Consider the following 25,268-nt stretch of genomic DNA (forward strand, 5'->3'; position numbering starts at 1 on the left):
GGGTCAGTCGCGCGTGTGGCGAAGCCGCGCGGAGACCCAGCGGGCCCTCCGGCGGAGGATGCGGGGAATGCCCATCGCCTGAGCGGGGCCGTGATGGCCCGGATTCTGCTGCGGCCCGCCCCTCTCATGGCTGTTCAGCGCTGCGGCCGAGCGGCGATTGCGTGCTACGTCACTGTAGTCGTGCGTCCAGCCCATACCCCGACGTCTGCCCGCGCCCCATGGTCGGTAACCGCGCGCAGGGGCCCCAATTGGCCTATGCGCCGGGCAATTGGCGTTCGTAGGACAAGTGTTCGCCGCGAACACCCGCACCGTTTCACCGATCGGGCTCGGGGTCCTTCAACCAGTTCACCAACTCGGTGGAGAACGCCACCGGATCCTCCTCGTGCGGGAAGTGTCCGAGGCCGTCGAACAGGCGCCAGCGGTACGGGGCTTCGACGTACTCGCCGGAGCCGGCCGCGCTCCTCGTCCGCATCACGGGGTCGAGCGAACCGTGCAGATGCAGCGTCGGCACCCGCACCGGACGCTTCATGCGCCGGTTGAACTGGATTCCGTCCGGCCGCGCCATCGACCGCACCATCCAGCGGTACGGCTCGATCGAACAGTGCGCCGTCGAGGGGATGCACACGGCGCGCCGATACGTCTCGACCGCGTCGTCGTCCGGCAGCCGCGGCCCCGACCAGTCCCGCACCAGACGGCCCACCAGGGCCCCGTCGTCGGCGACGAGCTGACGCTCCGGCGCCCACGGCCGCTGGAAACCCCACACGTACGAGGCGGCGGCGGTCTGCTTGCGGTCCGACAGCATCGCCGAACGCCAGCGCCGCGGATGCGGCATCGAGGAGACGGCGAGGCGGCGCACCAGCTTGGGCCGCATCACGGCCGCCGTCCACGCCAGATAGCCGCCGAGGTCGTGCCCGACGAGCGCCGCGTCCGGCTCGCCGAGGGAGCGCACGACGCCGGTGATGTCGAGCGCGAGGTTCGCCGGGTCGTAGCCGCGGGGGGTGCGGTCGCTGCCGCCCACCCCCCGCAGGTCCATCGCGACGGCCCGGAAGCCCGCGTCGGCGAGCGCCACCATCTGGTGCCGCCACGTCCACCAGAACTGCGGAAAGCCGTGCAGCAGCAGGACCAGCGGCCCGTCGCCCAGCTCGGCGATGTGGAAGCGCGCGCCGTTGGCGGCCACGTCCCGGTGGGTCCAGGGGCCCTCGACGCGGACGACCGAGGCGGAGGATTGGGCCGATGGGGTGGCAGGGTCCGTCATGAGGACGAGCGTGCCACAGTGGCCCCCGTCTCACCGACTCGGACGTCGACCGTACCCGCGGGGCTCACCGCACGGGGGTGCGGCTTGACGTTCCCCAGTACGGCAGCCGTCTCTTTGGCCGAAGCGGCGACCTTCTGCGGGCCCTTGCCCTTCTTGGCCTTCTTCGCGAAGACGACACCGATCAGCGCGAGCAGCCCGGCCACCAGCACATTGGCGGCGAAGGACAGCAGGAAGCAGACGGCGAGGTTCCAGCCGCTCCAGGTATGGATGCCGTACGCGAGTGCGAAACTCAGCATCGGCAGCGAGAAGATGAGGACCGTGCCGGCCGCGGCGAACGCGCCGCCGCCGATCGCGCCGCGCTTGACGTCCTGACGCAGCTGGGCCTTGGCCAGTGCGATCTCGTCGTGCACCAGCGCGGACATCTCACCGGTCGCCGTGGCGACCAGCTGGCCGAGGCTGCGCTCGGCGCCGACAGGACCGTCGGGTGAGCTCATCGCGTTCTCCCCTTTTTCTCTTCTGATCTCTTCTGAGATATGTCTGCTCAGATCATGCCGGACCGTTGCCATCCTCGCGTTCCCCACCCGAGACTTCGGCAAGCCTTCGGTGTTCCGCGGCCTTCTTCTCGTAGATGGCGGCCATCCGAAGGTGGTACTCCGGATCGTCCATCTCGTAGATGTCGGGCACACCGCTCAGGTCCTCGTCGCGCTCCTCGTCCTCCCACAGCTTGCGGTACTTGGCGTTGCGGACCTTCAGGAGGATCCCGGAGAGCACGGCCGCGATGAGGGAGCCGCTCAGGACGGCCGCCTTGATCTCGTCGGTGAGCAGCGGGTCCGCGGTGAAGGCGAGTTCGCCGATCAGCAGCGAGACGGTGAAGCCGATGCCGGCCAGCGAGGCGACCGCGAAGACGTCGGGCCAGGCCAGGTCGTCGTTCAGCTCGGCCCTGGTGAAGCGCGCCGCGAGCCAGGTGCCGCCGAAGATTCCGACCGCCTTGCCGATGACCAGGCCGAGCACCACACCGAGCGTCTCCGGCTTGGTGAACACGTCGCCGAGCGCGCCGCCCGAGACGACCACTCCGGCGCTGAACAGGGCGAACAGCGGCACGGCCAGGCCCGCGGAGAGGGGGCGTACGAGATGTTCGATGTGCTCGCCGGGGGAGTGCTCCTCGCTCGCGTCCTCCTTGTGGCAGCGCAGCATCAGGCCCATGGCGACGCCCGCGATGGTGGCGTGGATGCCGCTGTTGTACATCAGGCCCCAGATGGCGAGCGCCAGCGGAACGTAGATGTACCAGCCGCGCACCCGCTTCCTGAGCAGCAGCCAGAAGACGGCGAGGCCGAGGACGGCGCCGCCGAGCGCCGCGAAGTTGAGGTCGCTGGTGAAGAAGACCGCGATGATCAGGATCGCGAAGAGGTCGTCGACGACGGCGAGGGTGAGCAGGAAGGCGCGCAGCGCGGACGGCAGCGAGGTGCCGATGACCGCGAGGACCGCGAGCGCGAAGGCGATGTCGGTCGCCGTCGGGACGGCCCAGCCGTCCAGGGAGCCGCCGCCGACGGTGTTGGTCAGGACATAGACGAGCGCGGGCACGGCCATGCCGCAGAGCGCCGCGACGACGGGCAGCGCCGCCGCCCTGGGGTCGCGCAGGTCGCCCGCGACCAGCTCGCGCTTGAGTTCGATGCCGGCCACGAAGAAGAAGACGGCGAGCAGGCCGTCGGCCGCCCAGTGCTGGATGGAGAGGTCGAGCCCGAGCGAGGCGGGGCCGAGGTGGAAGCCGCGTACCGCGTCGTAGGAACCGCCGGCGGTGTTGGCCCAGATCAAGGCGGTGACGGCCGCCACGAGCAGCAGTACGCCGCCGACGGTCTCGGCGCGCAGGGCGTTCGCGACGAAGTTCCGCTCGGGGAGCGAGAGGCGTCCGAGGACCTTGCGCGGGTTGTCGGTGCTGCGTATGGGCGCGGACACGTGAGTCGACCTCCGTCGGGTGGGCAGGGCTGAGCACATGCCGACCAGACTTCCCGGCGCACCTTGGTACTTCTCGTCACGTCATCTTGTCGCGATGTTGACGCGATCCTTAGCTTACCTAACGTACGCCCGGACGAATCCAGTGATCTTCACCCTAAGTGCAAAAAGGGCACCCGGCGCGCCTGGCGCCGGGTGCCCTTCTCGTCGTACGGCTACGGCCTAGTCCTCGCTGGGCGCGGCCGGCAGCTTCGTCTGGATCAGGTCCATCACGGACGAGTCGGTGAGCGTCGTCACGTCACCGAGCTCGCGGTTCTCCGCGACGTCCCGAAGGAGACGCCGCATGATCTTGCCGGACCGGGTCTTCGGCAGCTCGGCCACCGGCAGGACCCGCTTCGGCTTGGCGATCGGGCCGAGCGTGGCACCCACGTGGTTGCGCAGGTCCGCCACGAGCCCCTCGTCCTCGGCGCTCGCCGTGCCCCGCAGGATCACGAACGCCACGATGGCCTGGCCCGTCGTCTCGTCCGCCGCGCCCACGACCGCCGCCTCGGCGACCGCCGGGTGCGAGACGAGCGCCGACTCGACCTCGGTGGTGGAGATGTTGTGCCCGGAGACGAGCATCACGTCGTCCACCCGGCCGAGCAGCCAGATGTCGCCGTCGTCGTCCTTCTTGGCACCGTCACCGGCGAAGTACCTGCCCTCGAAACGCGACCAGTACGTGTCGATGAACCGCTGGTCGTCGCCCCAGATGGTGCGCAGCATCGACGGCCACGGCTCGGTCAGGACGAGATAGCCACCGCCGCCGTCCGGCACCTCGCGCGCCTCGTCGTCGACGACGGTGGCGGAGATGCCCGGCAGGGCGCGCTGGGCGCTGCCCGGCTTGGTCTCGGTCACGCCCGGCAGCGGCGAGATCATCATCGCGCCGGTCTCGGTCTGCCACCAGGTGTCCACGATGGGGCACTTGTCGGCGCCGATGTTCTTCCGGTACCACATCCACGCTTCGGGGTTGATCGGCTCGCCGACCGACCCGAGCACCCGCAGGCTGCTGAGGTCGAACTTCGCGGGGATGTCGTCGCCCCACTTCATGAACGTGCGGATCGCCGTGGGCGCCGTGTACAGGATGGTGACCTTGTACTTCTGGACGATCTCCCAGAAGCGGCCCTGGTGCGGGGTGTCGGGGGTGCCTTCGTACATCACCTGGGTCGCGCCGTTCGCCAGCGGGCCGTATGTGATGTACGAGTGGCCGGTGACCCAGCCGATGTCGGCCGTGCACCAGTAGACGTCGGTCTCCGGCTTGAGGTCGAAGACGGCGTGGTGGGTGTAGGCCGCCTGGGTGAGATAGCCGCCGGAGGTGTGCAGGATGCCCTTCGGCTTCCCGGTGGTGCCCGAGGTGTAGAGGATGAAGAGCGGGTGCTCCGCGTCGAAGGCCTCGGGGGTGTGCTCGGTGGACTGCCGCTCCGTGATCTCGTGCCACCACACGTCGCGGCCCTCGGTCCAGGTGCTGCCCGCCTCTTCGAGGGACTGGCCGGTGCGGCGCACCACCAGGACGTGGCGCACGCCGTCGACGCGGCTGACGGCCTCGTCCACGGCGGGCTTCAGCGCGGAGGGCTTGCCCCGGCGGTACCCGCCGTCGGCGGTGATGACGACCTTGGCGTCGGCGTCCTCGATGCGCTTGGCGATCGCGTCCGAGGAGAAGCCGCCGAACACCACCGAGTGGGCGGCGCCGATGCGGGCGCAGGCCAGCATCGCGACGACCGCCTCGGGGATCATCGGCAGATAGACGGCGACGCGGTCGCCCTTCCGGACGCCCAGCTCGGTCAGGGCGTGGGCCGCGCGGCTGACCTCGTCCTTGAGCTCGGCGTAGGTGATGGCCCGGCTGTCGCCGGGCTCACCCTCGAAGTGGATCGCGACACGGTCGCCGTTGCCCGCTTCGACGTGGCGGTCCACGCAGTTGTACGCGACGTTGAGCTGTCCGTCGGCGAACCACTTGGCGAACGGGGGGTTCGACCAGTCGAGCGTCTCGGTCGGCTCCGTGGCCCAGGTCAGCCGGCGGGCCTGCTCGGCCCAGAAGCCGAGCCGGTCAGCCTTGGCCTGCTCGTACGCCTCCGCCGTGACGTTCGCGGAGGCTGCCAGCTCCGTCGGCGGCGCGAAGCGACGCTCCTCCTTCAAGAGGTTGGCCAGGCTTTCATTGCTCACGACATCTCCCTTGCGCTGCTTTGCCGGGGGCGACCGTTGTGTCCGAAGCCACAGCTCATCAGACGCAACCCGTGGTGACAAGGGCCTGCCGAAAATTGGTTTAGACCTTTACCCGGTTTGCTCGGCATCCCCCTCCCGCTACCCGGAAGGGGTCCGCTCGGCCTCGTCCTGTCCCGTGGGGGACACCTGGTCGAAGACCTCGTCGGGGAGCGGCTCCAGACCGGTGCCCTCCGTCAGCAGATAGGCCTGCGCCTCACCGACGTGGAAGTACATACCGTGCAGCTCAAGATCACCTTCGGCAAGCCGGCGCGCCACCGATTCATGCGCCTTCAAGTGCTCCAACTGCTGCACCACATTGGTGAGACAGAGCTGCTCCACCGCGTCGGCGGGCGCCCTTCCGGCAAGGCGCGCCCACGCCCTGTCCTGCGCGCCCATCCGCTCCACGCTCGGCAGGCCGTGCCGCAGCCACCGCTTCAGCGGCGTCTGCGCGCCACCGGGCGGGGCGCTGAGCAGCGCCTGCATGGCACCGCAACCGGAGTGCCCGCACACGGTGATGGACCGCACCTGGAGCACATCGACCGCGTACTCGATGGCGGCGCCCACCGAGTCGTCTCCGCTCTCGGCGCCCGGCAGCGGCACCAGATTGCCCACATTGCGGACGACGAAGAGGTCGCCGGGGCCGCTCGACGTGATCATCGAGGTGACCACCCGGGAGTCCGCGCAGGTCAGGAAGAGCTGTGCGGGCTGCTGCCCCTCGCGCGCGAGCCTGGCGAGCTCGCCGCGCACATGAGGCGCGGTGTTCCGCTGGAAGGCACTGATGCCGCTGGCCAGTTGGTGCCCGCTGGGCCGTCGCACCGCCCGTCCGTCCTTCCGCTCCTCCTGCGGCCGGTCGCAGTGGTGGTTGCGCCACGGGGCCCAGGGCCTGCAGCAGGAGTGGGAGGAGGAGCTGGCGGGCTCGGCGATACGGGCTCCGGAGCGACCGGTGATCTCGACGCTGCCGCCATGCGCGGTGTGCGAGTCCTGCCAGCACTGGAGCGATTCGTACGCGGCGTGGTCCATGAAGGAGCCGTCCAACTCCACGATGACATCCGAGCCCTGCGGCACGAGGTGCAGCGCCTTGCTGAGGCGCGGCACCGCGAGGAACGTCAACTGCCCGCGCACCCGCAGGCGGTGGACGCCGGTCTCGTCCTCGCAGTGGGTGATCCGGGTGCGGGCGAGCCGGTGCAGCGAGACGGCCACGGCGACGGCGACACCGAGAGCCACGCCTTCGAGGACACCGAGGAACACCACGCCGAGGGTGGTCACCGCGTAGACCACGATTTCGCGGTGGCGGGTGATGGTCCGGATGTGGTTCAGGCTGACCATCTGGATGCCGACGGCCATGACGAGGGCGGCGAGGGCGGCGAGGGGGATCAGCTCCAGGACGGGCACCAGGAGAAGCGAGGCCACTACTACCCAAACGCCGTGCAGCATCGTGGAGTTCCTGCTGACGGCGCCCGCGCGCACATTGGCCATGCTGCGCACCGCGACTCCGGCGACGGGGAGCCCGCCGAGCGCTCCGGACACGATGTTCGCCGAGCCCTGGCCGAGCAGTTCGCGGTCGAGGTCGGAGCGGCGCACGCCCGGGTGCAGCTCGGACTGGCTCGCGACGACCTTGTCGACGGCGACGGCGCCGAGCAGGGACTGCACGCTGCACACCAGCGTGATGGTGAGCACGGCGGCGACCAGCCCCAGGGCGGGCCCTTCCGGCAGCCCGACGAGCGCGTGACTGCGCCAGGACGGTAGGTCCACCTTGTCGACGTGGAGCCGGGCGAGCGAGGAGACGGCGGTCGCGGCGGCCACGGCGACGAGGGCGGCGGGCATGACGCGGGCCATGCGCCCCGCCCGCCCGGGGATCCGCGGCCAGAGCAGCAGGATCGCCAGCGTCAGGACACTGATCGTCAGGGCGGCCGGATGCAGGTCGGCGAGCTGCGCGGGCAGCGCCCGGAGGTTGTCTAGGACGACGCTCTGCGGAGTGCCGCCGAGCACGATGTGCAGCTGGGCGACGGCGATGGTGACGCCGATGCCGGCCAGCATGCCGTGGACGACGGCGGGGCTGACGGCGAGGGCCGTGCGGGCCACGCGCAGGCAGCCGAGGCCGAGTTGGGCGAAGCCGGCGAGCACGGTGATCGCGCAGGTGGTCCGCCAGCCGTACTGGTGGATGAGGTCGGCGGTGACCACGGTGAGCCCGGCGGCGGGGCCGCTGACCTGGAGCGGTGACCCGCCGAACGCCCCGACGAAGAGGCCGCCGACGGCTGCGGCGACGAGGCCCGCCTGGAGCGGCGCTCCGGTGGCGAGGGCGATGCCGAGGGACAGCGGCAGCGCGATCAGGAAGACGGCGACCGACGCGGAGAGGTCGGCCCCCTCGATGCGGAATCGCTTGCCGGGCGGCGGGGCGTGGGGCTCGTGGTCGCGTGGCGTGTGAGCCGAGTCGGTGGTGCGAGTGGGGACGCAGGCAGACATGTTTCCCGTCTCCTCCGGGGCAGCGCGGTCGCGGACAAGGGGTCCTCCGGAGGTGTCCGGAGGGCGGATCGCGGCCGTGGGTCACGGCGTGACAGCGGCGGGATTTCTCAACTCTCGGTAAACGAACCGTAATCCAGAGTAAAGGATCTGGGCGGACTTTCGGGGCAAATGGGGTAATAGCTCACCCTGATGAGTGAATAAAAAATGTAATCGGCTTGTCGTAACATCACTTTTCGAACTCCGTGCGAACTTCGGTGTGCTATGACCCGACTTGTACGGAAAGTAGGTGGGCGGAACATGGCCGCCACCCGGAGGATCACCGCGAGCCTCACCGCCCTGGCGGCGTGTGGAGCCGCACTGGCCGGCTGTGCCGACGGAAACACCGGCGCGAAGGAGGGCGCTCACGGCGCGAAGAAGGCGGCCGGTGCCCCGGCGCCCAAGAGCGCCGTCCGCATGATCGGCGACGGCTCCACCGCGTTCACCGGCAAACAGCCGAACCTGCCGAGACCCGCCCGCCTCAAGTCGGGCCAGAAGCCGCCGCAGTTCGTGGTCTTCTCCTGGGACGGGGCAGGCGAGGACAGCCAGAAGCTGTTCTCCCACTTCCGCAAGGTGGCCAAGCGGAACAACGCGACGATGACCTACTTCCTCAGCGGCGTGTACATGCTCCCCGAGGAGAAGCGCAGGCTCTACAAACCGCCGCAGCACATGGCCGGCAGTTCGGACATCGGCTTCAATGACCGCGCCGGGATCAAGGACACCGTGGAGCAGCTCCGCGGCGCCTGGCTCGAGGGCAACGAGATCGGCACGCACTTCAACGGCCACTTCTGCGGCAGCGGCCGCGGGGTGGGCGAGTGGTCCGTCGAGGACTGGAAGAGCGAGATCAGGCAGGCCAAGTCCTTCGTGAAGGCCTGGAAGACCAACACGGGCATGAAGAAGGCGCCGCCCCTGCCCTTCGACTACGACAAGGAGCTGATCGGCGCTCGCACCCCCTGCCTCGAAGGCCGCAAGAACTTCATGCGGGCCGCCGGGGAGCTGGGGTTCCGCTACGACACGAGCGGCGTGAACGACCAGGTCTGGCCCAAGAAGAAGGAGGGGCTGTGGGACCTGTCGATGCAGCTCGTCCCGGTCCCCGGCCGCAAGTTCGAGACGCTCACCATGGACTACAACTTCATGGTGAACCAGTCCGGTTCGACCTCACAGGGGGACCCGGACAAGCACGAGTACTGGGGCGACCAGATGCGTGACGGCCTGCTTCAGGGCTTCGACCGCGCCTACCGCGGCAACCGCGCGCCCCTGATCATCGGCAACCACTTCGAGTCCTGGAACGGCGGCACGTACATGCGCGCCATCGAGGAGACCATCGAGGCGGTCTGCACCAAGCGCGACGTGCGCTGTGTCTCCTTCCGCCAGCTCGCGGACTGGCTCGACGCGCAGGACCCGAAGACGCTGAAGAGGCTGACGGGGCTGCGGGTCGGCAAGGAGCCGAAGGAAGGCTGGGCGGCGTTCCTCTCCGCCCAGCCCGCGCCGGCCCCCAAGGGGGTCCCGGGCGCTCCGGCGATCAAGCGGTAGTTCCCGCCGACCCGGTCAGGCGGTGTCAGCCGGGTCAGCCGGGTCAGGCTGTGCCGGCCCGGTCAGGCTGTGCCGGCCCGGTCAGGCCGTCGCGGTCATGCGCTCACGCAGCACGAAGTCGGGGTCGACCTGGGCAGCCAGGTCGGCCCCGGTGCGCTCGTTGCCCCAACTCTGGGCGTTCTTCAGGTGGAAGTGGACCATCTGGCTGGTGTACCGCTCCCAGTCCCGTCGGTCGTACGAGGCGTCGACGGCGTCCTGGAGCGCCTGCAGGGAACGGCGGTTGTCCTCCTCCAGGAGCTCGAAGCGCGGCGGGTGGCCCTTCTCCATGGCGCGCACCCAGTCCGAGTGCCCGACGGTCACCAGGAGGTCGTCACCGACCTGCTCGCGCAGGAAGTCCACGTCGTCCTGGCCCTGCACCTTGTTGCCGACGACGGCGAGGCTGACGCCGAAGTCCCGTGCGTATTCCTTGTACTGGCGATAGACGGAGACTCCCTTCCTCGTCGGCTCCGCCACCAGGAACGTCATGTCGAAGCGCGTGAACATGCCGGAGGCGAAGGAGTCCGAACCCGCGGTCATGTCCACGACCGCGTACTCGTCGCGGCCGTCCACCAGGTGGTTCAGGCAGAGCTCCACCGCTCCCGTCTTGGAGTGGTAGCAGGCGACACCGAGGTCGGCTTCGGTGAACGGCCCGGTGACCATCAAACGCACGGTGGCGTCGTCCAGTTCCACGGGCCGCGCGCACGCGTCGTAGACGGGGTTGTCCTCGCGCACCCGAAGGAGCCGGGAGCCCTCGCCGGGAGGCGTCGTCTTGATCATGGTGTCCGCCGAGGCGATCCGCGGGTTGGAGCCCCGCAGATAGTCCTTGATCAGGGGCAGGCGTGCGCCCAGGGCGGGCAGCTCGGCGGCCACTGTCTCGTCGAGACCCAGCGCGGGGCCCAGGTGCTGGTTGATGTCGGCGTCCACCGCGATGACGGGCGCGCCGGTGCTGGCCAGGTGGCGGATGAAGAGCGAGGACAGCGTGGTCTTGCCGCTGCCGCCCTTCCCTACGAAAGCGATTTTCATAACCACGAAGCGTAGCGGCTCGCATACTGCGGGTGCTCGATCCGCGTGAAGAAGACCACTCCTTCGTGGAGCGGGGCCCGGAAGTACGTAGGGTCGTACTCATGAGTACGACAGCCGATCCGATTGCGGCCCTGGGCGCACTGCCCGGCGTAGCCGACTCCGTGGACTCCGTGCGCAAGGCCGTGGACCGGGTCTACGGGCACCGGATCATGCGGCGCCGCAGCAACGAGATCACCTCCGAGGCGGCACTGCGCGGCGCCCGTGGCTCCGCCGCGCTCTCCGGCGCCGAGTGGGCGCTCGAGGAGGTGCGGCGGCGGACCGACTTCAGCGGCGACGGCGAGGCGCGCACGGTGGGCGCGGCCCTGCGGCTGACCGCCGAATCCGGTCAACTCCTGTCCATCTGGCGGCAGTCGCCGCTGCGGGTCCTAGCGCGCCTGCACCTGGTTGCCGCCGCGGACTCCGCCGAGGGCGCGGGGCGGCCGAGGCTGGCGGGCGAGCCCGTGGACGAGCCGCTGGTCGAGCTTCCCCTGCCGGACGCGGACGAGGTGGCGGGCCGCCTCGAAGGCCTCTCCCAGCTGATCATCGCGGGCAGCGCGGCGCCGGCTCTCGTGACGGCCGCCGTGGTCCACGGCGAACTCCTCAGCCTGCGGCCGTTCGGCTCGCACAACGGTCTGGTGGCGCGGGCCGCCGAACGCATCGTCCTGGTGGGCAGCGGCCTCGACCCGAAGGCGATCTGCCCGGCCGAGGCGGGGGGCGCGGAACTGGGCAGGGCGGCCTATCTGGGGGCCCTCGACGGCTACGCTTCCGGTACGCCGGAGGGCATGGCGGCCTGGATCGCCCACTGCGGCAAGGCAGTCGAGCTCGGCGTCAGGGAATCGGCGGCGGTGTGCGAGGCGCTGCAGCGCGGCGCCGCATAGGAGCGGCGCGGCACAAAGGGTTGCGGCGGTACGGAATCCGTACCGCCGCTGGCATGTCCACCGGGTTACCAAGCGTCCTCGAAGTGTTGCCCATCAGGTCGGGAACATTGCCCGTCACCTGGTGCGGCTGGCCCGTAATCGACGGGTCGACGTCGCGTGGGTGCCCGGTGTTCATGCTTCGGTCCGTGGGGCCTTTGCTGCGTTTAAAGGTGATCCTCTCGGATGTCCTTGGTCTCGCGGGCCGTTGACTCCTTTGTACTCCAGTCCTGGGGTGAGCGGAAGTGGTGGCCGCACTTCTTTACTTTTAGGTTCAAACAGGAGCGAACCAGGCATATGCGTTCGGCCTGTTTCCGCGGCGTGCGGCTCGCGCCGTCCGGCGTTCAGCTCGCGGCCGGGCGACGCCGGCTGGCGAACCAGACGAGGCCCGCCGTGGCCGCGGCGGCGCCGACCGCTGCCGCTGCGACGAGGGCGGGGCGCGGCGGCGCGGGCAGGCGCTGCTTCAGACGCACGGGCCGGTGGAAGTCGAGGATCGGCCACGCGCGCGTGAGGGCCTCCCGGCGCAGGGCGCGGTCCGGATTGACCGCGAAGGGATGCCCGACGGCCTGCAGCATCGGCAGATCGGTCGCCGAGTCGCTGTAGGCGTAGCAGCGGTCGAGGTCGTACCCCTCCGACTGGGCGAGCTCCTTGATCGCCTCTGCCTTGGTGGGGCCGTACGCGTAGTACTCCACCTCACCCGTGAAGCAGCCGTCGTCCCCGACCACCATGCGGGTCGCCACCACCCGGTCCGCGCCCAGGAGCTCACCGATCGGCTCGACGACCTCCGCGCCCGACGTGGAGACGATGACGACGTCGCGGCCGGCGGCGTGGTGCTCCTCGATGAGGGACGCGGCCTCGTCGTAGATGATCGGGTCGATCAGGTCGTGCAGGGTCTCGGCGACGATCTCCTTGACCTGCTGCACGTTCCAGCCGCGGCACAGCGCGGACAGGTATTCGCGCATCCGCTCCATCTGGTCGTGGTCGGCGCCGCCGGCCAGGAAGACGAACTGCGCGTACGCGGTGCGAAGCACCGCTCTGCGGTTGATCAGACCGCCTTGGTAGAAGGACTTGCTGAACGTGAGCGTGCTCGACTTCGCAATGACCGTCTTGTCCAGGTCAAAGAACGCGGCGGTGCGAGGCAAGGAGTGGTTTTCCACGAGGCCGAGCATAGGCGCCCACCATTCGGCGTAAGCTGAGGCGCGTGGGTTTGCCTGAGAAGGCTCTCGGGTACACCATGGAAGTCACGGATCGTTCGCGACCGTGCTAACCCGGTCTGGCTCCTCCCCCCCCGAGTCGGACCGTGGGGACGACCCCCGCTCTCCCCCCCGGCGGGGGTCGTCGCATGTCCGGATGGGTTTTTGAACCCTCCGTTGATCCTCTTTCGGCCCTTGAGCCGTTCTCTTCGCCGCCTCGACCGTCTTTCGTGGCCCGCAAGATCCGTCACGCAGGGTAGTCGTAGCGATGCGCTGCGGAAGTCTCGTGAAGGCCGCGTGATGTCACTGGTATGGGTGACCGGGATATTCACAGCCATCGCCTTGTCCACAGTTATTGACCAAGATCCACACCATTTCCCGCCGGGCCGCACGCTGATTCCACTCGTTCCGCTCGCGAAGTTCATGGCCGGATTGCCTGCCGGGTTCTTCGTGATCGCGGGGCGCTGCATTCACAGGCTTGCGGCGAAGGGGGATGGGGATCGTGGGTGGAGTCAGTGCGCGGGACGGATCCGCGCCGGCCGACGGACGGCAGGGCGGACCGCTGATCGTCACGGAGGACGTGGAGCTGCTGGACGACCTGCTGCGGCTGTGCGCCGCTGCGGGAGCGCTGCCCGAGGTGCATCACGGCGGCCCCGGCTGCGGAGAGGGCTGGGACGCGGCCCCGCTCGTCCTGGTCGGGGACGACGCTGCGGACCGGGTGCGGGGAGCTCCGCGACGGCGGGGCGTGGTGCTGGTCGGGCGGGATCAGGACGACCCGGACGTCTGGCGGCGGGCGGTGGAGATCGGCGCCGACCGGGTGCTGGTCCTGCCCGACGGCGAGCAGTGGCTCGTGGACCGCATCGCCGACGTGGCCGAGGGCGTGGGGCGGTCCGCCCTCACCATCGGGGTCATCGGCGGCCGCGGTGGCGCCGGGGCGTCCACGCTGGCCTGCGCCCTCGCGGTCACGGCGGCGCGTGCGGGGCGGCGCACGATGCTCGTCGACGCGGACCCGCTGGGCGGCGGACTCGACGTGCTCCTCGGCGGGGAGAGCGCCGAAGGGCTCCGGTGGCCGGCTTTCGCCGCCTCGCGGGGCAGGGTCGGCGGCGGCGCGCTGGAGGAGTCGCTTCCAGAGCTGCACGCGCTGAGGGTCCTGAGCTGGGACCGGGGCGATGCGGTCACGATCGCCCCGGAGGCCGTGCGAGCGGTCGTCGCGGCCTCCCGCAGGCGCGGCGGGACAGTGGTCGTGGACCTGCCCCGCAGAGTCGACGAGACGGCCGCGGAGGCGCTGGCGCAGGTGGATCTCGGGCTCCTGGTGGTGCCGCCCGAACTGCGCGCGGTGGCGGGGGCGCGCCGGGTGGCGTCGGCTGCGGGAGCGGTGCTGCGGGATCTGCGGGTGGTGGTCGCGCGGGGCGCGGGCCTCGGAGTGGCCGGTGGGCTCGACTCCGAGGAGGTCGCGCGGCTGCTCGGGCTGCCACTGGCCGGGGAAGTGCCCTGGGAGGCCGGGCTCGCGGCGTCGCTGGCCGCGGGGTCGCCGCCCGGGGGAGCCACGCGCGGGCCGCTGGCGCGGTTCTGCACGGCCTTCTGGGACCGGCTGCCGGCCGACGCCGCCGGAGGGGGCGTATGAGCGCGGTGGTCGGGGCCCGGATGCTGGACGGGGTGCGGCAGTGGCTCGCGGAGAGCGGCACGGAGCCGACCCCGGCCAGGGTCGCCGAAGCGCTGCGGGCCCAGGGCCGGGTCCTCGGTGACATGGAGATCCTTGGCGCCGCGGATCAGCTGCGGTCGGAGCTGGTCGGCGCCGGCCCCCTGGAACCGCTGCTCGCGGATGCCTCGGTGACCGATGTGCTGGTCTCCGCGCCCGACCGGGTCTGGGTGGACCGGGGTGGTGGCCTGGAGCTCACGGGCGTCACGTTCCGGGACGCGGCCGCGGTGCGTCGGCTCGCCCAGCGCCTCGCGGCCGTGGCGGGGCGACGCCTCGACGACGCGCGGCCCTGGGTGGACGCACGCCTGCCGGACGGCACCCGGCTGCACGCCGTCCTGCCTCCGGTGGCGGTCGGCTCGACCTGCCTCTCCCTGCGGGTCGTGCGCCCCAAGGCCTTCACCCTCACGGAACTGGTCACCGCGGGGACGGTCCCGCCCGGCGGCGACCGGATCCTGCGGGCCTTGCTCGAAGCCCGGCTGTCCTTCCTGATCAGCGGCGGCACCGGGACCGGCAAGACGACCCTGCTGAGCGCGCTGCTCGGCCTGGTGGGCGCCAAGGAGCGGATCGTGCTCGCGGAGGACTCCGCCGAGTTGAAGCCGGAGCACCCGCACGTGGTCCGCCTGGAGTCCCGGCCGGCGAACCAGGAAGGAGCGGGCCTCGTCGGCCTCGACGACCTGGTGCGGCAGGCGCTGCGAATGCGTCCGGACCGGCTGGTCGTCGGCGAGGTGCGGGGCCCGGAGGTGGTGCATTTGCTGGCCGCGCTGAACACGGGACACGAGGGCGGCTGCGGCACGGTCCACGCCAACGCCGCGTCGGATGTCCCGGCTCGCCTGGAGGCCCTAGGGACGGCGGCGGGGCTTGACAGGGCGGCCCTGCACAGCCAGTTGGCGGCCGCGCTGTCGGTGGTGATCCATCTTGTACGGGACCGGGCAGGGCGGCGCCGGATCGCCGAGGTGCATGTGCTGGAGCGGGCGGACTCCGGCCTGGTGGAAACCGTGCCGGCACTGCGCTGGGGCGAGACGGCCTTCACCCGCGAGCGGGGTTGGAAACGACTGGACACCCTGCTCACGACGGCAACATGGCAGGAGGCCCGATGAACATCTCGATGTGGGCCTCCACCCTCTGCGTGGGAGCCGCGGTCTGGCTGATCGGCCGACGGAACCACGAGCTCCGACGCTCACGATCGATGTTCGGGAGCGAGGCATCACCCCCGCCCCGAGCCAGGCCCTGGCACCGCATGCTCGCGGCAGGGCGCGGCCGGGTGGGCCACGAGTGGTGGTGCCTGGCAGCCGGGGCGCTGGTCTCACTGCTGGGGGAGTCCGTGGTGCCGCTGGTCGTGGGCGCGGCGGGGGTGCCGGTCGCGGCGCGCGTGCGGCGCGCCCGGGACACCGGTCGGGAGCGGGAGCGCCGAGCCGCCTCGGTGATCGCGCTGTGCGGGGAACTCGCGGGCGAGGTGCGGGCAGGACGGCAGCCAGGGGAGTCACTGCGACTGGCCCTGGACGCATCTGACGCAGGCATGGGGTCCGGCGCCGCCCGGAGTGCGGTGCTGGCGGCGGCGCGGTTCGGCGGAGATGTACCGGGGGCCCTGCGGCAGGCAGCCCAAGAGCCGGGCGCCGAAGGCCTGCTGGGGCTCGCGGCGTGCTGGCGGGTGGCGGTGGACCGGGGCGCGGGCCTCGCCGCCGGACTGGAGCGCCTGGAGGGCGCACTACGCGCCGAGCGCGACCAGAAATCGGATCTTCGGGCCCAGTTGGCGGGCGCCCGATCGACAGCCGTGATGCTCGCCGGTCTGCCGGTGCTGGGCCTGCTGATGGGCAGCGCACTCGGCGCGGAGCCGCTGCGGGTGCTGCTCCACACGGCGCCGGGGCTGGCGTGCCTGGCGGCGGGCGCAGTGCTGGAGGGCGCCGGGGTGTGGTGGGCGCTGCGCATCGTGCGAGGGGCGGAGGGCCGATGAACGTTTTCCACAGCCTGGGGGTGACGGTGTGGGAAATCGCGGCCGCGCTCTGGCTCGCACTGACAGCGCTGGCCGCGCGACGCGAGAGGACACTGCGGCGCCGAGCGGCAAAGGCCTTGAACATACAGAAACGACCCACGCCCCGCCGGACGCCACGATCACCCGGGACCCGGGATTGGCTCCTCGCGGCAGGCACGGCGAGCGCTGCCTACGCCCTGCTGGGCGGCTGGCCGGGCCTCCTGACCGGAGCAGCCGTCGGCTACGTAGTCCGGCGACACACGCAACGAAAACGAGCACTCACACAAACTCCGGACGGAACCCCCTCCCCACCACCGGAATCAACCCAACAACTCCCTCTGGCAGCCGACCTTCTGGCGGCCTGCGTCGCGGCGGGTGCGAGCCCGGTAGCGGCCGCCCAAGCGGTCGGTGAATCCCTGCAGGGCCCGGTCGGCACGCGCCTGGCCCGCGGAGCGGCGGAGGTACGGCTGGGCGGCGAACCAGCGGACGCCTGGCAGCACTTGGGCGCCATCCCCGGCGCCGCGCCACTGGCCCGGCTCCTGGAGCGTGCGGGCGAGTCCGGAGCACCGGCGGCGGACCCGGTGGCCCGCCTGGCAGCGGACGCCAGGGCGGACAGGGCCCGGACGGCGACAGCCGCAGCACGACGAGCAGCGGTCCTGATGACGGCCCCGGTGGGCCTGTGCTTCTTGCCGGCCTTTGTGGCGATCGGAGTGCTGCCGGTGGTGATCGGGCTGGCGGAGGGGTTGCTGGGCGGGGGGTGAGGGCTTGAGGCGAGGTGCAGGGCGGCTGGCGTACGAGGTCCGCTCACTGACAAACAGGCGCCCGTCCAGTGCGAGCAAACAGGCGCCCGCCCACTGCCAACAACAGGCGGTCGCCCACTGAGAACAACAGACGCTCGACGCTCGCCCACTGAGAACAAACGACTGATGACCGACAACTGGCGCGATAGGCAAGGGGCTTGGAGATGTGGGGACGACTGATGCAAGGGCCAGCACCGACACGTCGGCGGGGGCGACGCCGTCGACGGATGGGTGCGGACGCAGGGATGGTCACGTCCGAGTACGCGATGGGGCTGATCGCGGCGGTGGGCTTCGCCGGTTTGCTCTACAAGGTGGTGACGAGCGGGCAGGTCAAGGCGGCGTTGCAGGCGGTCGTGGAGAAGGCGCTCGATGTTCCGTTCTGATGCAGGGCAGGCCAGGTGGAGCGGGCGTTTCCTCCGCCGAGGGCGCTTCGGGGACCGGGGGTTCGTGACGGCGGAGGCGGCCGTGGTGCTGCCGACGCTGGTGCTGTTCACCATGGCGCTGATCTGGACTCTGCTGGCCGCGTCCGCGCAGATCCAGTGTGTGGACGCCGCCCGGGCCGGAGCCCGCGCCGCAGCTCGGCAGGACCCCGACGGTGCCGTCATAGCGGCGGCACGGCAGGCGGCGCCGCGTGGGGCCAGCGTGTCGGTGCGGCGCGAGGGTGACCTGGTGCGGGTCGAGGTGGTGGCGGACGCGCCGGGCCCGCAGGTGCTGGGTCTGGGGCTGCGTCTGCGCTCCGAGGCGGCGGCGTTGGCGGAGGAGACGGTGGGGGTGGGCGCATGAGGTTCGGAAGGTGGCGCGGCGCGGGGCAGGACCGTGGGGCTGCCACCGTGTGGGTGGTCGTCGTGATGGCCGTCCTCGGCGTGATCTGCGGTGCGGTGCTCGCCATGGCGCAGGCCGTCGCGGTCCGGCACCGGGCGGGCGGTGCGGCGGATCTGGCGGCGCTCGCTGCGGCGGAGCGGTGGGCGGTGGGCTCCGAGGGGGCGTGTGCGGGGGCTGTGCGGGTGGCTGAGGCGCAGGGGGCGCGGGTTGTGCGGTGCGTGCTGCGGGGCGAGACCTCCGAGGTCACGGCCTCTTCTTCGGCCGGGCCCTTCTCCGCCACGGTCAGGTCCCGGGCGGGCCCGGTCCCAACACTCCCTGTCCCGTACCTCCACGGGTCCGGCTCCGCTCCGCCGGGGTAGGGGCATCAAGCCCGCCGCTTCGCGGCGGATGTTTCCCACCCACCCACCCGTTTGCCCCGCGACGTCCAGCGGGAGTAGGGGCGGGTGGGCGGGTGTTCACCCCGCGACGTTCCGCGGGAGTAGGGGCGGGCGGGTGGCAGTTCACCCCGCGACGTTCCGCAGGGGTGGGTGGGGTGGGTGTACCCCGTGACGTCCTGCGGGGAAGGGGCGGGCGGGTGGGGGACTGCCCCGCCCCGTCCTGCGGGGGTAGGGGTGGGTGGGATTGCCCCGCGACGGCCCGCAGGGGAAGGGGCAATGCCCCCGCCGGGCCGCAGGCGCGAGTGCGCCCGCAGGGGAAGGCGCAAGGCCCCCACCGGGCCACAGCCGCCAGCGCGCCCGAGGGGACGTGGGGGTATGTGCGAACGGAGCACCGAGCACACCATGGCGCCTTTGTCCGGGCAGCGCGGCGCAGGGATGGCGAGTACGCACATACCCCCGCGGCCCCGCCCCACGGGCGGGCAGAAGGCGCCAACCCGCACCTGAGCACAGACCCCCGCCCCACGAGCGGACGGAAGGCGCAGACGCCCGCCCAGGGCACCCCCGCCCCTACCCCACCCCCGCATCCCGCAACAAAACCGAAAGCAGTCGTACCGCGCCCCGCTTATGCAGAGGGTCGTTGCCGTTGCCGCACTTGGGGGACTGGATGCACGAAGGGCAGCCCGCCTCGCACTCGCAGGAGGCGATCGCCTGCCGCGTGGCCGTCAGCCACTCCCGCGCCGTGTGGAAGGCCCGCTCGGCGAAGCCCGCGCCACCGGGGTGGCCGTCGTACACGAACACCGTGGGAAGGAGCGTGTCCGGGTGCAGCGGGACGGAGACGCCACCGATGTCCCATCGGTCACACGTGGCGAACAGCGGCAGCATTCCGATGGACGCGTGCTCGGCGGCGTGCAGGGCGCCGCCGAGGATCTCGGGATTGACGCGGGCGGCGTCCAGTTGGTCCTCGGTGACGGTCCACCAGACCGCCCGCGTACGGAGCGTACGAGGAGGGAGTTCCAGTTTGGTCTCGCCGAGCACCTCGCCGGTGAGGACTCTGCGACGCAGGAAGGAGACGACTTGGTTGGTGACTTCGACGGAGCCGTAGCAGAGCCGCCCTGCGCCCCAGGGGACCTCGGTGTCCGTCTCCAGGATGGAGATCGCCGTCGTGTCGCGGGCGGTCGTGGAGTAGGGCGGCGAGGCCTCCTCGACCAGGGCCACCGAGTCCTCAAGGTCGAGGTGGCGGACGAGATACGTACGCCCTTGGTGGAGGTGGACGGCGCCCTCGTGCACGGTGGTGTGGGAGGCGGACGCGTCGACGGTGCCGAGGAGCCGGCCCGTGCCCTCCTCGACGATCTGGACGGGCTTGCCGCCCTCGCCGCGGATGTCGGTGAGGTCGGCGGCCCGCTCGCGGCGGGTCCAGTGCCAGGCCTTGGTCCGGCGCCGGAGCAGCTTCGCGGCTTCCAGCTGGGGGAGCAGTTCCTCGGCGGCGGGGCCGAAGAGGGCCAAGTCGTCGTCGACGAGCGGAAGTTCGGAGGCGGCGGCGCAGAGGTGGGGCGCGAGGACGTACGGGTTGTCGGGGTCGAGGACCGTGGACTCCACGGGCTGCTGGAACAACGCCTCGGGGTGGTGGACGAGATACGTGTCCAGCGGATCGTCCCGGGCGACGAGCACGGCCAGCGCGCCCTGCCCGGACCGTCCGGCGCGCCCGGCCTGCTGCCAGAGGGAGGCCCGGGTGCCCGGGTAGCCGGCGATGACGACGGCGTCAAGGCCGGAGACGTCGACGCCGAGTTCGAGCGCGGTGGTGGCGGCGAGGCCGAGGAGTTCGCCGGAGTGCAGGGCGCGCTCCAGGGCGCGGCGCTCCTCGGGGAGGTAGCCGCCGCGATAGGCGGCGACGCGGCGGACGAGGGAGCGGTCGACCTCGGCGAGGCGTTCCTGGGCGATGACCGAGATGAGTTCGGCGCCGCGCCGGGAGCGTACGAAGGCGACGGAGCGGACGCCCTGGACGGTGAGGTCGGTGAGGAGGTCGGCCGTCTCGGCGGTGGCGGTGCGGCGCACGGGGGCGCCCTTCTCGCCGTGCAGCTCGGTGAGCGGCGGCTCCCAGAGGGCGAAGACGAGGTCGCCCCGGGGTGAGGCGTCGTCGGCGACCTCCTTCACGGGCAGGCCGGTGAGGCGCTCCGCGGACACCGCGGGGTCGGCGGAGGTGGCGGAGGCGAGGAGGAAGACGGGCTCGGAGCCGTAGCGGGCGCAGAGGCGGCGGAGGCGGCGCAGGACCTGGGCGACGTGGGAGCCGAAGACGCCGCGGTAGGTGTGGCACTCGTCGATGACGACGTAGCGCAGCGAGCGCAGGAAGGAGGACCAGCGGGGGTGGGAGGGGAGGATCCCGCGGTGCAGCATGTCGGGGTTGGTCAGGACGTAATTGGCGTACTGGCGCACCCATTCGCGTTCTTCGAAGGGCGTGTCACCGTCGTACACGGCGGGGCGCACCGCGTTGCCGAGCGGGGCGGCCAGCTCGCGGACGGCGCGGCGCTGGTCGGCGGCGAGGGCCTTCGTGGGGGCCAGGTACAGGGCGGTGGTGCCGCGGCCGTTGGGCGCCTCGGAGCCGTCGAGGAGGGCGGAGAGCACGGGTGTGAGGTAGGCCAGGGACTTGCCGGACGCGGTGCCGGTGGCGACGACCACGGACTCGCCGTCCAGGGCGTGCTCGGCGGCCTGTGCCTGGTGGGCCCAGGGGTGCTCGATGCCCGCGGCCCGGACCGCGGATATGACCTCGGGCCGGATGCGGTCGGGCCAGACTGCATACCGGGCCTCACGTGGGGGCAGGTGCTCCGTATGAGTGACGCGCGATGCACGGCTCGGCCCCGCGGTGAGCCGGTCGAGAACGGTCCGCGGGGACGTGCGTGCCGGGGCGCCCGCAGCGGGTCCTCCGGGCGGAGAAATTTTGGCCATCGGCATCGAGTGTGTCACTGGCGGGATGGACAATGGTCCGAAGGCGTCGTGCATGCGTGCCTGTAAGTGATTGAATGCCATCGCGGCTGGCGATCCGTCCTGGGGGCTCTGCCGAGGTGTCCCGAGGGATGACCGCTCGATAGCAAGGTGCTGGAGGATCCGTGGACCTGTCCCTGTCGACCCGTACCGTCGGCGATCGTACGGTCGTCGAGGTCGGTGGCGAAATCGATGTATATACCGCGCCCAAGCTGCGCGAGCAGTTGGTCGAGCTGGTGAACGACGGCAGTTTCCATCTTGTCGTCGACATGGAGGGCGTGGACTTCCTCGACTCCACCGGGCTCGGCGTGCTGGTCGGCGGCCTGAAGCGGGTGCGTGCCCATGAGGGCTCGCTGCGCCTGGTCTGCAACCAGGAGCGCATTTTGAAGATCTTCCGCATCACCGGCCTCACCAAGGTGTTCCCGATTCACACCTCGGTCGAGGAAGCGGTCCAGGCGACCGACTGATCGGTGGCCTCGGCCGAGTGGCTTCGGCCGACCGGAAGCGAGACGTCCCGGGCCCTCGGGTCCGGGACGGCAGTACAGCAGGGGACCGGGCCTGCGGGCCCGGCCCTCTGACAGCACGCGCGTCTGTCGAGGGGGATGCATGGCCACCGTTGAACTCCGCTTCAGCGCGCTGCCCGAACACGTCAGGACCGCCCGCCTCGTGGCGGCCGCGGTGGCGCGCAGAGCCGGGGTGGACGAGGCCGTCCTCGACGAGGTCAGGCTCGCCGTCGGCGAGGCCTGCACGCGCGCCGTCGGGCTCCATCAGAGCAGCGGGGTGGACGCGCCGGTGCGGGTGGCGCTGATCGAGGACGAGAAGCAGTTCTCCATCGAGGTCGGGGACGAGGCGCCTCGTGCGACTCCCGGCGGCCGGGCGCCCGGCGCGGGCCTCGGCGACGGTGACGACACAGACCCCGAGGGCGAGGACGAGATGGGACTCGCGGTCATCAGCGGCCTCGTGGACGACGTGGAGGTCACCTCCGGCGAGTCCGGCGGCCTCATCCGCATGCGGTGGCCCACCGCGCCGGCGACGCTTCTGCCCTGACCTTCCCCTCCGCCCAGCGGACCTGTAGGCCCTGTCACCACCACGGTGAACAGGGCCTTTTATTTTGATCATTTAATTTCGCAAGATCTAATGTCGCAAGATCGGCGACCCGCAACTCCGGTGTCAACGGTTTTGAGGCATTACCGCTTTCGGGGCCAATCTTCGCGCCCGATCATTTGCTGAGAAGCAATATCAGGTCAATTCCGTTTGTGGCGCTCTGTTTTGATCAGGTTCCGCTCCCTACAATCCGTCCACATCTTGAGCTCAGCCCAAGCGTCAAGGAGGACGAATGGCGGGGCTTTCTACCCCTCATCAGTTTGACCACCCCTCAACCTTCGCAGCCGCAGTCCTGACCGACGACAACCGCCTCATCGTGATGGTCATCGCGGCCGTCGCGGTCGCGGCTCTCGTCGTCGCGGGTGTGCTCGTACGACAAGTACTCGCGGCAGGCGAGGGCACCGACAGCATGAAGAAGATCGCGAAGGCGATCCAGGTGGGCGCGAATGCCTATCTGGGACGCCAGCTGCGCACTCTCGGCGTATTCGCCGTCGTGGTGTTCTTCCTGCTCATGCTGCTGCCCGCGGACGACTGGAATCAGCGCGCGGGCCGATCGATCTTCTTCTTGGTCGGAGCGGCGTTCTCTGCCACCACCGGCTATATCGGTATGTGGCTCGCCGTGCGCAGCAATGTTCGTGTGGCAGCCGCCGCCCGAGAGGCCACTCCGGCAGAAGGCGAGCCCGAAAAGGATCTCACCGCCGTATCGCACAAGGCCATGAAGATCGCTTTCCGCACGGGCGGCGTAGTCGGCATGTTCACGGTGGGGCTCGGTCTGCTGGGCGCCTCCTGTGTGGTGCTCGTCTACGCGGCCGACGCGCCGAAGGTGCTCGAAGGTTTCGGCCTCGGCGCCGCCCTGATCGCGATGTTCATGCGAGTCGGCGGCGGCATCTTCACCAAGGCCGCCGACGTCGGCGCCGACCTGGTCGGCAAGGTCGAGCAGGGCATTCCGGAGGACGATCCGCGCAATGCCGCGACCATCGCCGACAACGTGGGCGACAACGTCGGCGACTGCGCCGGTATGGCCGCCGACCTCTTCGAGTCCTACGCCGTGACGCTCGTCGCCGCGCTGATCCTCGGCAAGGTGGCGTTCGGCGACTCCGGGCTCGCCTTCCCGCTGCTCGTCCCGGCCATCGGTGTCGTGACGGCGATGATCGGCATCTTCGCGGTGGCGCCCCGGCGCTCCGACCGCAGCGGAATGAGCGCCATCAACCGCGGCTTCTTCATCTCCGCCGTCATCTCGCTCGTGCTCGTGGCCGCGGCCGTCTTCGTCTACCTGCCGTCCACGTACGCGGACCTGGACGGCGTCACGGACGCGGCGATCAAGGCCCACGACGGCGATCCACGCGTCCTCGCGCTCATCGCCGTCGCCATCGGCATCGTGATGGCCGCACTGATCCAGCAGCTCACCGGCTACTTCACCGAGACCACCCGACGGCCCGTGCAGGACATCGGCAAGACCTCGCTCACCGGTCCTGCCACCGTCGTCCTCGCCGGTATCTCCATCGGTCTGGAATCGGCCGTCTACACCGCGCTGCTGATCGGGCTCGGCGTGTACGGGGCGTTCCTGCTCGGCGGCACGTCGATCATGCTCGCCCTGTTCGCGGTCGCGCTCGCCGGTACCGGACTGCTCACCACGGTCGGCGTCATCGTCGCCATGGACACCTTCGGTCCCGTCTCCGACAACGCGCAGGGCATCGCCGAGATGTCCGGCGACGTCGAGGGCGCGGGCGCCCAGGTCCTCACCGACCTGGACGCCGTCGGCAACACCACCAAGGCCATCACCAAGGGCATCGCCATCGCGACCGCGGTCCTCGCGGCCTCGGCGCTCTTCGGCTCGTACCGCGACGCCATCGCGGAAGCGGCCAAGGACGTCGGCGAGAAACTCGGTGACGGCGCTCCGATGAACCTCGTGATGGACATCTCACAGCCCAACAACCTGGTGGGCCTGATCCTCGGCGCCGCGGTCGTCTTCCTCTTCTCGGGGCTCGCGATCAACGCGGTGTCGCGGTCGGCGGGAGCCGTGGTCTACGAGGTGCGGCGGCAGTTCCGCGAGCACCCCGGGATCATGGACTACACGGAGGAACCCGAGTACGGGCGCGTCGTCGACATCTGCACCAAGGACGCGCTGCGCGAGCTGGCCACGCCGGGTCTGCTCGCCGTGCTCACCCCGATCGCGGTCGGCTTCTCACTCGGTGTCGGCGCGCTCGGCTCCTTCCTGGCGGGCGCGATCGGCACGGGCACCCTGATGGCGGTCTTCCTCGCCAACTCCGGCGGTGCCTGGGACAACGCGAAGAAGCTCGTCGAGGACGGCCATCACGGCGGCAAGGGCAGTGAGGCCCACGCCGCGGTCGTCATCGGCGACACCGTGGGCGACCCGTTCAAGGACACCGCGGGCCCGGCGATCAACCCCCTGCTGAAGGTGATGAACCTCGTGGCGCTGCTCATCGCGCCCGCGGTCGTCAAGTTCAGCTACGGGGACGACGCCAGTGTCGGGATGCGGGTGCTGATCGCGGCGCTCTCCATCGCGGTCATCATCGGCGCGGTCTACGTCTCCAAGCGGCGCGGTATCGCCGTCGGGGACGAGGGCAACTCGGGACGCGTGGCCAAGTCGGCCGACCCGGCCGTGGTCTCGTAACCCACTCGGCAACAAGCGGGCGGACGGCGCTTTCTGATGCGCCGTCCGCCCGTCGCCATGTGCGGGGGCGACCCGTGAGGCTTCTCTCGTACCCCGTACGTTCCCCCGCTTGGTGCAAATGGCTGCAATAGCGGTAGGACCGGGCCCCCGACATGCGGATGTCGCCCAGTTGGCGTGTAAGTTCCGGGGCCGAGAGCCACGGAAGG

At 70.8% G+C, this 25,268-nt stretch carries 21 protein-coding genes; 12 read left to right on the forward strand and 9 right to left on the reverse strand.

Features of this window, described 5'->3' with window-relative positions; translation table 11 throughout:
* Positions 1–3 precede the first annotated feature (3 nt).
* The 6 genes from ACZ56E_RS32345 to ACZ56E_RS32370 form a co-directional block, all read right to left on the reverse strand.
* On the reverse strand, positions 4–195 hold the full coding sequence (locus ACZ56E_RS32345) for a hypothetical protein (protein ID WP_468608356.1): 192 nt from the start codon (positions 193–195) through the stop codon (positions 4–6).
* 118 nt (positions 196–313) lie between these two features.
* A complete protein-coding gene (locus ACZ56E_RS32350) occupies positions 314–1,255 on the reverse strand; it encodes an alpha/beta fold hydrolase (protein ID WP_471219626.1) in 942 nt (313 codons plus the stop codon).
* The gene (locus ACZ56E_RS32355) at positions 1,252–1,749 is read right to left on the reverse strand and encodes a phage holin family protein (protein ID WP_468608360.1); all 498 of its coding nucleotides are present in this window, start codon (positions 1,747–1,749) and stop codon (positions 1,252–1,254) included. The genes ACZ56E_RS32350 and ACZ56E_RS32355 overlap by 4 nt, the downstream gene beginning before the upstream one ends.
* 52 nt (positions 1,750–1,801) lie before the next feature.
* Positions 1,802–3,247: a Na+/H+ antiporter NhaA gene (gene nhaA, locus ACZ56E_RS32360; protein ID WP_471219629.1), complete on the reverse strand. Its 1,446-nt coding sequence runs from the start codon at positions 3,245–3,247 to the stop codon at positions 1,802–1,804.
* Between the two features lie 180 nt (positions 3,248–3,427).
* Positions 3,428–5,401 carry an acetate--CoA ligase gene (acs, locus tag ACZ56E_RS32365; RefSeq protein WP_471219631.1) on the reverse strand — a complete coding sequence of 658 codons (1,974 nt, stop codon included), beginning with the start codon at positions 5,399–5,401 and terminating at the stop codon, positions 3,428–3,430.
* A gap of 138 nt (positions 5,402–5,539) precedes the next feature.
* Positions 5,540–7,903 carry a bifunctional SulP family inorganic anion transporter/carbonic anhydrase gene (locus ACZ56E_RS32370; protein WP_471219632.1) on the reverse strand — a complete coding sequence of 788 codons (2,364 nt, stop codon included), beginning with the start codon at positions 7,901–7,903 and terminating at the stop codon, positions 5,540–5,542.
* Positions 7,904–8,200: 297 nt separating this feature from the next.
* Here ACZ56E_RS32370 and ACZ56E_RS32375 point away from each other — a divergent pair, with 297 nt between their 5' ends.
* Positions 8,201–9,472: a polysaccharide deacetylase family protein gene (locus ACZ56E_RS32375; protein ID WP_471219634.1), complete on the forward strand. Its 1,272-nt coding sequence runs from the start codon at positions 8,201–8,203 to the stop codon at positions 9,470–9,472.
* Positions 9,473–9,553: 81 nt separating this feature from the next.
* Here the strand turns inward: ACZ56E_RS32375 and ACZ56E_RS32380 are convergent, their stop codons facing one another.
* A complete protein-coding gene (locus ACZ56E_RS32380) occupies positions 9,554–10,534 on the reverse strand; it encodes an ATP-binding protein (RefSeq protein WP_471219636.1) in 981 nt (326 codons plus the stop codon).
* Between the two features lie 101 nt (positions 10,535–10,635).
* On the opposite strand from ACZ56E_RS32380, the gene ACZ56E_RS32385 reads away from it, so the two are divergent.
* The gene (locus ACZ56E_RS32385; protein WP_471219638.1) at positions 10,636–11,451 is read left to right on the forward strand and encodes a Fic family protein; all 816 of its coding nucleotides are present in this window, start codon (positions 10,636–10,638) and stop codon (positions 11,449–11,451) included.
* Between the two features lie 380 nt (positions 11,452–11,831).
* On the opposite strand, the gene ACZ56E_RS32390 is transcribed toward ACZ56E_RS32385, so the two are convergent.
* Complete coding sequence (locus tag ACZ56E_RS32390) at positions 11,832–12,656, reverse strand: HAD family hydrolase (RefSeq protein WP_468608374.1); 825 nt, start codon at positions 12,654–12,656, stop codon at positions 11,832–11,834.
* Positions 12,657–13,173: 517 nt separating this feature from the next.
* Between ACZ56E_RS32390 and ssd the strand changes: the two genes are divergently transcribed.
* The 7 genes from ssd to ACZ56E_RS32425 all read left to right on the forward strand — a co-directional run bounded on the left by ssd (position 13,174) and on the right by ACZ56E_RS32425 (position 18,329).
* On the forward strand, positions 13,174–14,304 hold the full coding sequence (ssd, locus tag ACZ56E_RS32395) for a septum site-determining protein Ssd (protein WP_471219641.1): 1,131 nt from the start codon (positions 13,174–13,176) through the stop codon (positions 14,302–14,304).
* Positions 14,301–15,476, forward strand: a complete 1,176-nt coding sequence (locus ACZ56E_RS32400; protein WP_471219643.1) for a TadA family conjugal transfer-associated ATPase — start codon at positions 14,301–14,303, stop codon at positions 15,474–15,476. The genes ssd and ACZ56E_RS32400 overlap by 4 nt, the downstream gene beginning before the upstream one ends.
* On the forward strand, positions 15,473–16,330 hold the full coding sequence (locus tag ACZ56E_RS32405; RefSeq protein WP_471219645.1) for a type II secretion system F family protein: 858 nt from the start codon (positions 15,473–15,475) through the stop codon (positions 16,328–16,330). Before ACZ56E_RS32400 ends, ACZ56E_RS32405 begins: the two co-directional genes overlap by 4 nt.
* Complete coding sequence (locus ACZ56E_RS32410; RefSeq protein ID WP_471219646.1) at positions 16,327–17,109, forward strand: type II secretion system F family protein; 783 nt, start codon at positions 16,327–16,329, stop codon at positions 17,107–17,109. Before ACZ56E_RS32405 ends, ACZ56E_RS32410 begins: the two co-directional genes overlap by 4 nt.
* Positions 17,110–17,393: 284 nt before the next feature.
* On the forward strand, positions 17,394–17,531 hold the full coding sequence (locus tag ACZ56E_RS32415) for a DUF4244 domain-containing protein (RefSeq protein ID WP_355810965.1): 138 nt from the start codon (positions 17,394–17,396) through the stop codon (positions 17,529–17,531).
* Positions 17,518–17,931 carry a TadE family type IV pilus minor pilin gene (locus ACZ56E_RS32420; RefSeq protein ID WP_471219648.1) on the forward strand — a complete coding sequence of 138 codons (414 nt, stop codon included), beginning with the start codon at positions 17,518–17,520 and terminating at the stop codon, positions 17,929–17,931. The genes ACZ56E_RS32415 and ACZ56E_RS32420 overlap by 14 nt, the downstream gene beginning before the upstream one ends.
* Positions 17,928–18,329: an Rv3654c family TadE-like protein gene (locus tag ACZ56E_RS32425; protein ID WP_471219650.1), complete on the forward strand. Its 402-nt coding sequence runs from the start codon at positions 17,928–17,930 to the stop codon at positions 18,327–18,329. The genes ACZ56E_RS32420 and ACZ56E_RS32425 overlap by 4 nt, the downstream gene beginning before the upstream one ends.
* 585 nt (positions 18,330–18,914) lie before the next feature.
* Here ACZ56E_RS32425 and ACZ56E_RS32430 read toward each other — a convergent pair.
* Positions 18,915–21,368, reverse strand: coding sequence for a DEAD/DEAH box helicase (locus tag ACZ56E_RS32430; protein ID WP_471219652.1), 2,454 nt, complete (start codon positions 21,366–21,368; stop codon positions 18,915–18,917).
* Positions 21,369–21,448: 80 nt separating this feature from the next.
* On the opposite strand from ACZ56E_RS32430, the gene bldG reads away from it, so the two are divergent.
* The 3 genes from bldG to ACZ56E_RS32445 all read left to right on the forward strand — a co-directional run bounded on the left by bldG (position 21,449) and on the right by ACZ56E_RS32445 (position 25,062).
* Positions 21,449–21,790 (forward strand): anti-sigma factor antagonist BldG, encoded by a 342-nt coding sequence (gene bldG, locus ACZ56E_RS32435; RefSeq protein ID WP_362999272.1) that lies wholly within the window; start codon positions 21,449–21,451, stop codon positions 21,788–21,790.
* A 139-nt stretch (positions 21,791–21,929) separates the two neighbouring features.
* Positions 21,930–22,370, forward strand: coding sequence for an ATP-binding protein (locus ACZ56E_RS32440; protein ID WP_468608390.1), 441 nt, complete (start codon positions 21,930–21,932; stop codon positions 22,368–22,370).
* A 289-nt stretch (positions 22,371–22,659) separates the two neighbouring features.
* Entirely contained in the window at positions 22,660–25,062 is a 2,403-nt protein-coding gene (locus tag ACZ56E_RS32445) for a sodium-translocating pyrophosphatase (RefSeq protein ID WP_471219654.1), read from the forward strand.
* Positions 25,063–25,268: the final 206 nt, after the last annotated feature.

The organism is Streptomyces sp. NPDC039480, from assembly GCF_055597165.1.

What these genes read in the sequence shown, in the direction of transcription:
- ACZ56E_RS32385 (WP_471219638.1), top strand. Translation starts at nt 10,636, where the DNA reads ATGAGTACGACAGCCGATCCGATTGCGGCCCTGGGCGCACTGCCCGGC.
- nhaA (WP_471219629.1), bottom strand. Translation starts at nt 3,247, where the DNA reads ATGTGCTCAGCCCTGCCCACCCGACGGAGGTCGACTCACGTGTCCGCG.
- ACZ56E_RS32410 (WP_471219646.1), top strand. Translation starts at nt 16,327, where the DNA reads ATGAACGTTTTCCACAGCCTGGGGGTGACGGTGTGGGAAATCGCGGCC.
- ACZ56E_RS32350 (WP_471219626.1), bottom strand. Translation starts at nt 1,255, where the DNA reads ATGACGGACCCTGCCACCCCATCGGCCCAATCCTCCGCCTCGGTCGTC.
- ACZ56E_RS32390 (WP_468608374.1), bottom strand. Translation starts at nt 12,656, where the DNA reads ATGCTCGGCCTCGTGGAAAACCACTCCTTGCCTCGCACCGCCGCGTTC.
- ACZ56E_RS32445 (WP_471219654.1), top strand. Translation starts at nt 22,660, where the DNA reads ATGGCGGGGCTTTCTACCCCTCATCAGTTTGACCACCCCTCAACCTTC.
- ACZ56E_RS32380 (WP_471219636.1), bottom strand. Translation starts at nt 10,534, where the DNA reads ATGAAAATCGCTTTCGTAGGGAAGGGCGGCAGCGGCAAGACCACGCTG.
- ACZ56E_RS32405 (WP_471219645.1), top strand. Translation starts at nt 15,473, where the DNA reads ATGAACATCTCGATGTGGGCCTCCACCCTCTGCGTGGGAGCCGCGGTC.
- ssd (WP_471219641.1), top strand. Translation starts at nt 13,174, where the DNA reads ATGGGGATCGTGGGTGGAGTCAGTGCGCGGGACGGATCCGCGCCGGCC.
- ACZ56E_RS32425 (WP_471219650.1), top strand. Translation starts at nt 17,928, where the DNA reads ATGAGGTTCGGAAGGTGGCGCGGCGCGGGGCAGGACCGTGGGGCTGCC.
- ACZ56E_RS32355 (WP_468608360.1), bottom strand. Translation starts at nt 1,749, where the DNA reads ATGAGCTCACCCGACGGTCCTGTCGGCGCCGAGCGCAGCCTCGGCCAG.
- ACZ56E_RS32400 (WP_471219643.1), top strand. Translation starts at nt 14,301, where the DNA reads ATGAGCGCGGTGGTCGGGGCCCGGATGCTGGACGGGGTGCGGCAGTGG.
- ACZ56E_RS32375 (WP_471219634.1), top strand. Translation starts at nt 8,201, where the DNA reads ATGGCCGCCACCCGGAGGATCACCGCGAGCCTCACCGCCCTGGCGGCG.
- ACZ56E_RS32440 (WP_468608390.1), top strand. Translation starts at nt 21,930, where the DNA reads ATGGCCACCGTTGAACTCCGCTTCAGCGCGCTGCCCGAACACGTCAGG.
- ACZ56E_RS32345 (WP_468608356.1), bottom strand. Translation starts at nt 195, where the DNA reads ATGGGCTGGACGCACGACTACAGTGACGTAGCACGCAATCGCCGCTCG.
- ACZ56E_RS32430 (WP_471219652.1), bottom strand. Translation starts at nt 21,368, where the DNA reads ATGGCATTCAATCACTTACAGGCACGCATGCACGACGCCTTCGGACCA.
- ACZ56E_RS32415 (WP_355810965.1), top strand. Translation starts at nt 17,394, where the DNA reads ATGGTCACGTCCGAGTACGCGATGGGGCTGATCGCGGCGGTGGGCTTC.
- ACZ56E_RS32420 (WP_471219648.1), top strand. Translation starts at nt 17,518, where the DNA reads ATGTTCCGTTCTGATGCAGGGCAGGCCAGGTGGAGCGGGCGTTTCCTC.
- ACZ56E_RS32370 (WP_471219632.1), bottom strand. Translation starts at nt 7,903, where the DNA reads ATGTCTGCCTGCGTCCCCACTCGCACCACCGACTCGGCTCACACGCCA.